The organism is Paenibacillus sp. FA6, assembly GCF_051550225.1.
Taxonomy (GTDB): domain Bacteria; phylum Bacillota; class Bacilli; order Paenibacillales; family Paenibacillaceae; genus Paenibacillus_AQ.
In genome coordinates this window covers 3,572,705-3,584,077 of record NZ_CP188820.1, presented here as the reverse complement: position 1 = coordinate 3,584,077, position 11,373 = coordinate 3,572,705, and the positions used below count along the sequence as shown (strand labels likewise).

The window sequence follows — 11,373 nt, the reverse complement described above, 5'->3', positions numbered from 1 at the left end:
ATACATGAGAAACCAAAGCAGAGGGTTGCTTTGGTTTCTTTTGTTTGCAGGCTTGGCAAGCGCAGTCTTCTGTGATAAAGTAAACCATGTTTTGAACGTCTATGACGTTTGGAACCGCGGTTCGTAACTATCCCGCGTAACAAAACTAGGGGGACAACCATGTTTAATTTAGGCTGGGGTATTTTTTATGTTGTTGTAAATTTTTCACTTTTTTTACTATGCTATCGCCTTTTTGGCAAAAAGGGACTTTATGCTTGGATTGGTGTAGCTACGGTAATTGCCAACATTCAAGTTACTAAAACTATCGATATGTTCGGAATTGTTATGACTCTGGGCAACACGATGTATATAAGTTTATATATGACTAGTGACCTTTTAAATGAAAAGTATGGTCATGGAGAGGCACGAAAGGCAGTGTGGTTCGGTTTCTTCACCCTGTTGATGACGACGGTTATTATGCAAATGGCACTCATCTTTACTCCGCAAGAGGGAGATTTTGCTCAAGCTCCACTGGAGGCTATCTTCGGACTCATGCCAAGATTGGCACTAGGAAGTCTTACAGCATACTTCGTAAGCCAATTTCTTGATGTAAGGCTATACAGTTGGATTCGCAAGTTTTATCCCAAACCTGAACAGTTCTGGATTCGTAACAACGGAAGTGCGATGATCAGTTCTTTTGTAGATACATTGATATTCTGCTCTATTGCTTTCTCCATACCGAAATATAGTTGGGAAGTGTGGCTGGAAATTCTCTTCACCACCTATATTATTAAATTTGTACTCATAGCTGCCGGAACGCCATTTCTGTATATAGCTCGTTCTTTTAAATTTAAAGATGAAGATTAAAATGGAGGAATTTCGACCGATACACTTCTATAACAAAGAACCTGACGGTAGTTTCTCCGTCAGGTTCTTGTGGTTATTAACCGATTATAGTTAGCTCTTTAGGGAAAGAAGTTAATACATCTACTCCATCGTCGGTTACGACAATATCATCCTCAATTCGTACTCCACCCAAACCGGGAACATAGACTCCTGGCTCTACGGTAAATACCATACCAACCTGAACCAGATCCATATTGTTTGCATGCACGGATGGATACTCATGAACATCCATTCCTAGTCCATGTCCAAGTCGATGCATGAACTGGGGACCATATCCTGCAAGTTCAATAACACTACGAGCGCTTTGGTCTACAGATGCTAATGTTACTCCTGGGCGAATGGATTGAATACCTTGTAGATTGGCGCCAAGAACTGCATTATAAATATTAGTAAGTTCCTTACTAATGTCTCCAATTGCAAATGTGCGCGTAATGTCAGAAGCATAGCCATTCGCAAATACGCCCATATCGAACATTAATAAGTCACCATTTTGAATTTTTCGTTGCCCAGGTATTCCATGAGGAAGAGCCGTGTTAGGTCCAGAAAGCACCATCGTATCAAAAGAGGGACCGTCTGCGCCAAGCTTCTTCATCAAATATTCAATCTCAGCGACTAACTCTATTTCAGTTACACCGACCTGAACTCGAGTCAGGCTTTGACGGAGAACCTCTTCAATAAGGTTAATGGCATGTTTCATTCGGACGATTTCTTCGGGTGTCTTCTTTACTCGCATGCTTTGGAGTATAGGACCAATATCATGGTATGACTGTGCACCAATGGATTCTTGAAGGAGCTCAAAGCGAGAGACGGTTAGCTGGTCCTTCTCAATGCCGAGGGAGTGAATACTCGCTCGAAGTTGTTTCTTAAGTAGTGTATATGGATGATCTGTATCAGCGTGCGTAATAATTCTCTGAACAGAGGATGTAGCATGAGCGGCTTCGGCATCAAGGGCGGGTACGATTAATACAGGTTCCTCTCCGCGCATAAGTACTAATCCCAAGAACCGTTCATGCGGATCGCTAGCAAAGCCTGTCAAATAGTAAATATGCTTAGGATCTGTAATAATTGAGGCATCCAATCCTTGCTGATGCATTGCAGTATCTAATTCAATCAATCTTTCATTCATTGTATTGTCATCCTTTCGTGTTGCCATATCAAGGTGGAAAAGCGTGTATATCTAATTGTATTATAAACATCTACTCATAAATGAGAAAGAGAGTAGAGCTATATGGATAGTTTGTAGTGTAAAATTAGTATGTAAAGAACCTAAGGTATTGATTATACTATTACCTATTAGATAGGAGGATGATGGTGCATGCGAAATAAAGTCGTCATGGTGACCGGAGCTAATTCAGGAATGGGGCTTGCTACATCCATTGAATTAGCCCAAAGAGGGGCTCATGTCATCATGGTCTGCCGGAATGAAGAACGAGCTAGATTAGCTCATGAAGAGGCTGTAAGACAGAGTGGGTCAGAGCGTATCGAATGGATGCTTGGGGATCTAGGTGATTTGGATAGTATTCGTAAGTTAGTCGTGGACTTCAAAAAGAAGTTTGATGTTTTGGATGTACTCATTAACAACGCGGGTGTGGTCTCTTTGAAGCATGAATACACGCAACATGGTTTTGAAATACATATGGGTATTAATCATTTGGGACATTTCCTACTCACAAATTTGTTGATAGATAAACTTAAGAATGCCGAACAAGGTCGAATTGTGAATGTCTCTTCTGGAGCTTACAAGGTTGGGAAGATCCATTTCGATGATCCAGCTTTAAAGAAAAGATATCATGTTGTCAAAGGATATGCACAATCTAAACTGGCGAACATTCTGTTTACTAAGCAATTAGCTGAAAGGTTAAAGGATTCTCGAGTGACAGCCAATTGCTTGCATCCTGGTGCGGTCATGACTAATCTTGGCATTGACCGTAAGACGGGATTTGGTAAACGTGTGTACGCCTTGTTACGTCCTTTTTTTCTGACTCCGAAAGAAGGAGCTCAATCAGCTATATATCTAGCAACATCATCTGAAATTACGGGAGTAAGCGGGGAATACTTCTATCGTCAAGAAGTGAAGAACCTTTCAGTACGTGCTAATAATAAGCAGGATGCCGAGCATCTATGGCGTTGGAGTGAAGAGCAAGTCGAACTATATATGAAGTGAGGAAATAGGAATGAACTTACAGGATTACGTTATTGATTATGCAAAAATTGAAGATTTACCATCCATTGTAGACATCTATAACTCAACGGTTGCAGGTAGGGTGGTTACAGCAGATTTAGAACCAGTGAGCGTAGAGAGCAGAAGCCCGTGGTTTCTTGAACACAATGATCACCACAGACCGCTATGGGTTATGAAATCGGCAGGCAATGTCATCGCTTGGATGAGCTTTCAATCCTTCTACGGAAGGGCGGCTTATGATGCGACGGCGGAGATTAGTATTTACGTATCAGAAGATTACCGTGGTGCCGGAGTCGGAAGTATCCTAATAGAGAAAGCTATTGAAGAATGTCCAAGGCTTGGGGTTACTAACCTGGTTGGCTTTGTATTCGGACATAATGAAGGAAGTTTAAAGCTTCTAACAAGGTATGGATTCAAGCAATGGGGTTATCTGCCGGGAGTTGCCGAAATGGATAATGTGGATCGAGATCTAGTTATTGTTGGACTAAAGATCATAAAGGAAGTTTAAAAAGTCATCTTTTGATCACGAAGTATAGTAAGAGGCGTATTCGACATCGAAGATTGAATTCAACCGGCCCTAGCATATGCTTCCGAAGTCGTTTTCTACGAAAACGTGTAGCTCCTCACTCACTCCCTTGCTTCATTCAATCTTCTGAAGCGTTTTGAAAAAACGCAACATCGTAAGCAGACATTTTAGTGCTGAAAACCTGACTTTTTGAACTCGTATTTATAATAGGTATAATGTAGGAGAAATTTCTCTTTACAGAATAATCGCCCACTGGCATACTTGGTAAATAAGTGTAATTTAAATTTACTGAGGAGGCAAGAAATGAAACGTATCAAATGGTTAATAGCTTCAGTACTGGCATCCATGCTTGTAATATTATCTGGATGTCAATCTGTTGGGGGATTGGATATTAACAAAAGTATGGTAGATAGCTTTGCGGTCAAATCTTCAGAATCGAAACAAACCTTTTCACTTGAAATTGTACCTGCACTCGGGCAGGCCAGTGAAGAAGATAAGAAAATGATTGATCTACTGAACTCATTTTCATTAAGTATTGACCATGTTAAAATGCAGGATGCATCAACTGCATCTGTAGAAGGATCATTGAGCTTGGATGGAAAAAAGGTGCCGTTCCATGTATCCGTGGATAAGAAAGAGATGATTATTTGGGTCCAAGGAGCTAAAAAGCCGGTCTCTATCCCTCTCGATACATTGAACTCAGCGTATGGCGTAGATTTAGCTAGTCTTCAACCATCTACTGAACAATCCCTTAAATTGATAACAGATGTAGGTAAGTTCTTCTTCAAGAATGCGCCTAATCCAGAATCGATATCCTTGTCAACCGTAACAGATACCGTGTATGGTGAGGAATTAAGTCTCAAGAAGCTTCATGTGGATGTTCGTGGAGATGAATTGGTTGGTCTCGCTAAATCCTTCCTAACGGGTGTATCTAAGGATAAAGAAGGGGTCAAAGAATTAATTAGTACGTTATATGATGTGTATTATCCTATTTATGAATCTGGATTAAACATGTATAGCGAGGAATATTTAGAAGAAGAATACTTTGAGGATAAAGTATCATCTTTTGATTCATGGGAAAGTGTTATCCAAGATAAAGAAGCCACCGTTATTTATTTGACTAATCAATTGCAAAAGGTATTGAATGATATACTGGTGGACTATGATAGAGATATAAAGGATCTTTTCGAAGAAGAACCATTATTGAATGAAGTGTTTAGTAAAGATACAGTGCTGTCAATGGATATTATGTTTGATAACAAGCTACAGATACGTAAGCAAAATGTAGATCTTATCGTTCAGCTTCCGATCATGGAAGGAATTCCAGTGAAGCAAATTAAGATTCATTCTAAAAGTGAAATCTGGAATGTGAATAAGCCTGTTACTATAAATAAAGTAGACACGACTCAAGGCGCTTTGGAGCTAGATATATTAGCTGTGGATCAGATTACTCCTGGAACCCTTCTACGTAATTTCGAAGGTCAATCTGAGGCGTATCGTTTCTTGAAAGAAGATATGAGTATTACGAGTAAGTATGTTATTCTAGAAACGCTTGTGGATGAAGAGTATGGTTGGTACTATGATTATTCTCTTCCTATCGAAGTGAATAGAACGACGATGGTACCACTTCGACATGTTGCTGAACAGTTGGATGCTGAAATGAAATGGGATAATACGTTGAAGCAAGCTACAGTTATTGATGATCTGACAGGTTCAACTATTGTTCTTAAGAATGGTTCCAACCAAGCACTTGTGGACGGTAAAAAGGTGAAGCTTGCTGAGCCTTTCATGAACTATGAAGGAACATATTATGTGCCACTTCGATTCATATCCGATGCGTTAGGTGCTACGGTCGAGTGGGATAATTATACGAAGTCAATCATTATTGAACGTAAATAATGAATGGCTAGGGAAATATAATAAAAAGGTTGAGCAGGATCATTCTGCTCAACCTTTTTATTTGGAGCGTCTAGCATAGTCACTATCTCCTGCACGGATTTACTCAGTGAATGTATTCCTTAACTTAAGGTGGGACTATCATCCTCATGGACTGTGTAAAGTACGCGTGAGAGCAAGTCCTGAGCATAATTACCGAAGGATTTACCGTAGATGGTTAGTCCTCGTTTATTGGTAGGATTATCAGTGACAGCGATACGGAAAAGGATATCGCTCTTGTAGTCGAGTTGAATATTTTTAAGTGTAACGTTTGAAATCCGACAACCATCGATGTAACTGCCATCATTATTAATACGTATCAATTTAAGCATACCATATTGATTCAAATGGGGAGGCCACCAGTCAGGATTAAATGTTCCTCTGATTTCACCGAAATCTCCGGGGCTGGTCCAACATCCAATTTCAATACCATTAACATAGAAGTAAATATCAGACGGATAATTATCACAATATCCTGGAGCCTCAGAGCTAAGTTCCATTGAGAATTGAATTTCACTGAATGATTGATTTGGTTTTAAGTAGTTGGGAATACGATATTCTAGAAAACCTTCGGATAACCAGATGATTTCAGAATCAACACGCTGTGGATCAGCGAAATACCTAGGCTCATCAAAGTCTCCGATAATGCTATCTTTTGTAGCGAGCCCGCATGTAGGAACGACATGATAGTTGCTGTAATGACCTATCTTTATATCGACCTCATACAGATTGGCGACCTCTTTATTTCTTAAATCCACCATCAGCTTATCTTTATTTAGATAGCAAATTTTCTGTAGCCCATGCTTGCCAACGGAGGTATTGATCTCAATTAGACCACTATCTTCTAGCTTCTTGATATGCATCGTAATAGCACCACTACTAAGATTGAGTTTACTTGCTATTTCATTAAGGTTAAGGCTTTGGTTGTTAGCTAGTAACTCAAGTATTTGTATACGAACTTCTGAACCTAACGCTTTGAAAATATTAATGCCAGACATGAGATTTTTAATATAAATCATATGAGTGAATTCCTTCCTTTTAAATTATTTATTTTAGGTAAATCTAAATTGATTTATAGTTATTGCGTATTCTGGGACAGGGATCTATAATTTCAGTATATTCTAAAGTGATTAAGACTTAAAGGTAATTATTATCGATCATTCAACATAAGTATAAATCAGTTCATATTTATGTTGACTAATTCGTTTTTATTTGGTAAATTATTTTTAGAAATAAAGATGTTATTGATTAATGTTAATATTAACTACTCCACACGCAAAGAGAGGATGATGAGTCCCAAGATATTTCAAGTACATTGGAATATCAGTCGTTACTGAAGATTGAGGGTGAGAATTGATAATATACGTAATTAAATAATTATCAATTATGTATGCGCTTCCAATCAATTTCGGAAGATTTCTTTCTTATTAAATTTATGGAGGGGTTAAAGTGATTAAGAAAAAAAGTCTATTTATCGTAATGACACTCATTTTGGTATTTGCTACTGTGCTTGCGGGCTGTGGAGGTACAAACGAAAAGAATAGTACTGTTGATAAAACTACTAGTGCTAAACCTAGTGATAAGAAGATAGAACTAACATTCATGTACAGAGGTGGAACGGATGAGCAAGCGGCCTATAAGAAAGTAATTGAGAAATTTGAGGCTGATCATCCAAACGTTAAGGTTAAGATTATAGTTACAGCAGCTGACCAATACGCAACGAAGCTAAAAGCATCCATTACTGGGAAAAGTGTGCCGGACGTATTCTACTTTGAATCCGGAGACTTGAAGGCTTATGTGAACAGCGGCGTGTTACTGGATCTTACAAGTTATGTTGAAGGTAATGAAAATATTAACCTAGATAACATTTGGAAATACGGTGTCGATTTGTATCGTTATGACGGTACAATGGCAGGACAAGGTAACTTGTATGGTATGCCTAAAGACGTAGGACCATTCGCACTTGGATATAACAAAGATATGTTTGAAGCAGCAGGTATTCCTCTACCTGACAAAGATGTTCCTTACACTTGGGATGAATTCATCAAGGTTTCCAAACAACTGACAATTGATAAGGATGGCGATGGTAAATCTGATCAATATGCTACCGGTTTCAACGTGAACTGGGCTCTACAATCCTTTGTATGGAGTAACGGAGCGGATTGGATCGATGCTACTAAAACAAAAGTAACCATCGATGATCCGAAATTTGTAGAAGCGCTACAATTTTTCGCAGATATGCAAAACGTGCATAAAATTACACCTTCAACTGAACAAGCACAAACGTTGGATACTTACCAGCGCTGGATGAAAGGCGAAATGGCTTTCTTCCCTGTAGGTCCTTGGGATATGAGCACTTATGAAACACTGCCTTTCACATATGACTTGATTCCTTACCCTGCTGGTTCAACAGGTAAATCAGCATCATGGACGGGTTCCCTGGGTATCGGCGCATCTGCTAAATCGGCGCATCCAGCAGAAGCTGTTGAATTGATCAACTACTTGACAGCATCGAAAGAAGGTATGGAAGCGCTTGTGAAAGCTAAAGTTCAAATTCCTAACCTAATTGATATGGCTACTGAGTGGGCTGCAGATACGACTACTAAACCAGCCAACAAAGAAGAATTTCTACAAATCGTAAATGAATATGGAAGAGTATTACCTGGTCATTACACATACAACGCTGAATGGTACAACCTGTTCTTCACAGATGTTCAACCTGTGATCGACGGCAAAGTTACAGCTGCTGAATACGTGAAGACTGAACAGCCAAAAATGCAAAAGTTATTAGATAAAGCAATTGAACAAGAAGAAAAATCCAAAAATAAATAACATAAGTTTCTTTTAAAACCAGATGTAAGATGATGTTAGTTGTGGATTTTCTCAACTAACATCATTTTCATTCTGAAATCAGAACTTGAGGTGAATGTGAGGTGAATGTAATGAAGACTAAATCCAAACTATATCGCAAAGAGAAAATATACGGCTTCTTGTTTATACTTCCTCCTTTGTTAGGGTTAATGATTTTCACACTATATCCTATGATGTATTCGATCTACGGTTCAATGACAGACTGGGATGGATTGGGTCAGATGAACTTTATCGGTCTGAGCAACTTTAAGGATCTCTTCACCGATGAATTGTTCCATAAAGCAACATTTAACACACTATTCATGATGCTTGGAATTCCAATCGGAATCACGCTGGCTTTATTATTAGCGCTTGGATTGAACCGAGGTATTCTCGGTACAACAACCTTTCGTGTCATCTATTACGTTCCAGTTATATCCTCACTGGCAGCCGTTTCTATTATGTGGAACTGGGCCTATAACGGGGACTATGGATTGGTCAATCAATTTCTTGATCTGTTCGGTATAGAAGGTCCTAACTGGATGGCCAATAAGTATACAGTTAAGCCGGCCTTGATGATTATGGCGATTTGGAAAGGCCTCGGGTATACGATGCTACTATACTTGGCTGCGTTGCAAAGTGTTTCGAGATCCTACTACGAAGCGGCCGAACTAGATGGGGCTAATGGATTTCAATCATTCTGGCATATTACTTGGCCTATGGTACGTCCAGTGACCTTCTTTATCGTTGTTACTAATATTATCGGAGGATCGCAAATTTTTACCGAGATGAACATTATGACCCCAACGGGGGGGCCAGAATATGCTTCGGCTTCTGTGGTGTTCTACATTTGGCAGAAGGCTTTCTCTAGCTTCCAAATGGGCTATGCTTCTACAATGGCAGTAGTACTCGGAGGCTTCATATTTGTCGTGACTCTTATCCAATTCAGAATGAACGAGAAGTCATCGTTCGATGTCGATTGATATGAGGGGGAGAGCAAACTATGAATAAGATGTCCCATTCGAAGAGAACTAGAATTACAAATACCATTGTATTTATTTTGCTATTAATTGGTGCGGTGTTCATGATCGGCCCACTGTTATGGATGTTGTCAACATCGCTTAAGGGTAAAGAGGGAGTATTTGCTTTGCCTCCAGAATGGATACCTAATCCGTTCGTATGGAGCAAATATAAGGAGATTTGGGAAGCAGGTCCATTGCTTAGCGGGATTAAGAACAGCTTGATTATTGCGATATCGGTAACAATAGTCGGGACGTTCACCTCGAGTTTAGCCGCTTTTGCTTTTTCTAAGCTGAGATTTCCAGGAAGAAATAAAATATTCTTGCTTATGCTTTCATCATTAATGATTCCTTATCCAGCAGTTATGATTCCACAGTTCTTCTTGTTTTCTCAGCTGGGTTGGATAGATACTTTATTGCCATTGATTGTGCCAGGATTGTTCGGGAATATCGTGATGATCTTCTTCCTGCGTCAATATTTGAGCAGTATACCTAATGCCATTATTGAGGCAGCTAAAATTGATGGTAGCTCTTATTTCCGCCTTTACAGCTCCATTACCTTTCCATTGATTAAACCTGCCATAGCTGCACAGCTTATATTATGGTTTATGGGTATCTGGAATGATTATTTGGCGCCTATCATTTATTTGAACTCACCAGAGAAACAGACATTGCAACTTGTTATCGCGAATTTTAACGCTACTTATGCGATACAGACGGACTATCCACTTATTATGGCAGCCTCTATTATTGCCTTGTTGCCGATGCTAATTACATTCTTAGTGTTTCAAAAACAAATTATTGAATCAGTGGCCATTTCGGGGGTGAAAGGGTAAGGAAGAGAACCCTTGGATGAAGAGGATTAGGAAAACACAAAATGATTGATGTAAATAGAAGGAGAGAAAGACATGGAGAAGAGTGGACGCATAAATAATCCGATTGTGGAGCAACGTGCCGATCCTTGGGTATATAGGCATACTGATAAATACTATTATTTCACGGCTTCGGTTCCTGAGTACGATCGTATAGAGCTTCGTCGAGCCAAGTTCATTGGGGACTTGGAAAGTGCTGAGAAAGTGGTTGCTTGGCGCAAGCATGATACTGGAATATTAAGCGCTAATATTTGGGCTCCTGAGCTTCATTATATTAATAGTAAGTGGTATATTTACTTTGCTGCTGCACACACCAATGAAACGAAAGAAGGTTTGTTCGATCACCGGATGTATGTATTAGAGAATGAATCTGTTAATCCTCTCGAAGGAACATGGAAAGAAAAGGGGCAGGTTCGGACGAAATGGGAAAGCTTCGCACTCGATGCTACGACATTTGAACATAAGGGAAAACTATATTATGTGTGGGCTCAGAAAGATTTAGCAATCGCGGGTAATTCCAATCTTTATATATCTGAGATGAGTAATCCATGGACACTTTGTGGTGAACAAGTGATGATTAGCACGCCTGAATATTCGTGGGAAGTGATTGGGTTTAAGGTGAATGAAGGGGCAGCTGTTCTGAAAAGGAATGGTCGGATATTCATGAGTTATTCAGCTAGCGCTACAGACCATAATTACTGTATGGGGCTTCTTACGGCAGAGGATGATGCGAATCTACTTGATCCAGCTTCATGGATCAAGTCGAAGCAACCGGTATTTCAAACCAATGAGCAGGCGGGACAATACGGACCAGGGCATAATAGCTTTACTGTCTCGGCAGATGGCAAACAAGATATATTTGTCTATCACGCTCGTAACTATAAAGAAATTGTAGGAGATCCTTTATACGATCCAAATCGTCATACTCGGGCTCAAATAATAAATTGGAACATGGATGGGACACCGAATTTCGGAGAACCATTAAAGGATGATAAAGTAACACTATCTATTCCTAAACGTTAAGACGGTCAATGAATAGAGCCGATGAACGGATGAAAGTTCACGGCTCTATTTTTATAATACAGTACTTTTTGAACTACCTTT

The 11,373-nt window shown here is 39.5% G+C and carries 10 protein-coding genes and 1 riboswitch; of the genes, 8 read left to right on the top strand and 2 right to left on the bottom strand.

The features are described 5' to 3' along the window. The first annotated feature begins 110 nt into the window (after nt 1–110). Nucleotides 111–155: riboswitch (PreQ1 riboswitch) on the top strand. A 4-nt stretch (nt 156–159) separates the two neighbouring features. After that, nucleotides 160–846 (top strand): queuosine precursor transporter, encoded by a 687-nt coding sequence (locus ACP8HI_RS16800; protein ID WP_438347347.1) that lies wholly within the window; start codon nt 160–162, stop codon nt 844–846. Nucleotides 847–922: 76 nt separating this feature from the next. Here ACP8HI_RS16800 and ACP8HI_RS16795 read toward each other — a convergent pair whose 3' ends face one another. Further along, on the bottom strand, nt 923–2,011 hold the full coding sequence (locus tag ACP8HI_RS16795; RefSeq protein ID WP_438347346.1) for a M24 family metallopeptidase: 1,089 nt from the start codon (nt 2,009–2,011) through the stop codon (nt 923–925). Between the two features lie 189 nt (nt 2,012–2,200). On the opposite strand from ACP8HI_RS16795, the gene ACP8HI_RS16790 reads away from it, so the two are divergent. The 3 genes from ACP8HI_RS16790 to ACP8HI_RS16780 all read left to right on the top strand — a co-directional run bounded on the left by ACP8HI_RS16790 (nt 2,201) and on the right by ACP8HI_RS16780 (nt 5,492). Further along, a complete protein-coding gene (locus tag ACP8HI_RS16790) occupies nt 2,201–3,049 on the top strand; it encodes an SDR family oxidoreductase (RefSeq protein WP_438347345.1) in 849 nt (282 codons plus the stop codon). 10 nt (nt 3,050–3,059) lie between these two features. After that, nucleotides 3,060–3,575, top strand: a complete 516-nt coding sequence (locus ACP8HI_RS16785) for an N-acetyltransferase family protein (RefSeq protein WP_438347344.1) — start codon at nt 3,060–3,062, stop codon at nt 3,573–3,575. Nucleotides 3,576–3,896: 321 nt separating this feature from the next. Further along, entirely contained in the window at nt 3,897–5,492 is a 1,596-nt protein-coding gene (locus ACP8HI_RS16780; RefSeq protein ID WP_438347343.1) for a copper amine oxidase N-terminal domain-containing protein, read from the top strand. 119 nt (nt 5,493–5,611) lie between these two features. On the opposite strand, the gene ACP8HI_RS16775 is transcribed toward ACP8HI_RS16780, so the two are convergent. After that, a complete protein-coding gene (locus ACP8HI_RS16775) occupies nt 5,612–6,547 on the bottom strand; it encodes an ArsR/SmtB family transcription factor (RefSeq protein WP_438347342.1) in 936 nt (311 codons plus the stop codon). 430 nt (nt 6,548–6,977) lie between these two features. On the opposite strand from ACP8HI_RS16775, the gene ACP8HI_RS16770 reads away from it, so the two are divergent. The 4 genes from ACP8HI_RS16770 (at nt 6,978) to ACP8HI_RS16755 (ending at nt 11,292) form a co-directional block, all read left to right on the top strand. Beyond that, nucleotides 6,978–8,360 carry an ABC transporter substrate-binding protein gene (locus tag ACP8HI_RS16770; protein ID WP_438347341.1) on the top strand — a complete coding sequence of 461 codons (1,383 nt, stop codon included), beginning with the start codon at nt 6,978–6,980 and terminating at the stop codon, nt 8,358–8,360. A gap of 110 nt (nt 8,361–8,470) precedes the next feature. Continuing rightward, nucleotides 8,471–9,361 carry a carbohydrate ABC transporter permease gene (locus tag ACP8HI_RS16765; protein ID WP_438347340.1) on the top strand — a complete coding sequence of 297 codons (891 nt, stop codon included), beginning with the start codon at nt 8,471–8,473 and terminating at the stop codon, nt 9,359–9,361. A gap of 29 nt (nt 9,362–9,390) precedes the next feature. After that, a complete protein-coding gene (locus ACP8HI_RS16760) occupies nt 9,391–10,233 on the top strand; it encodes a carbohydrate ABC transporter permease (protein WP_438351869.1) in 843 nt (280 codons plus the stop codon). A gap of 72 nt (nt 10,234–10,305) precedes the next feature. Next, nucleotides 10,306–11,292, top strand: a complete 987-nt coding sequence (locus ACP8HI_RS16755) for a glycoside hydrolase family 43 protein (RefSeq protein WP_438347339.1) — start codon at nt 10,306–10,308, stop codon at nt 11,290–11,292. The last annotated feature ends 81 nt before the right edge of the window (nt 11,293–11,373 follow it).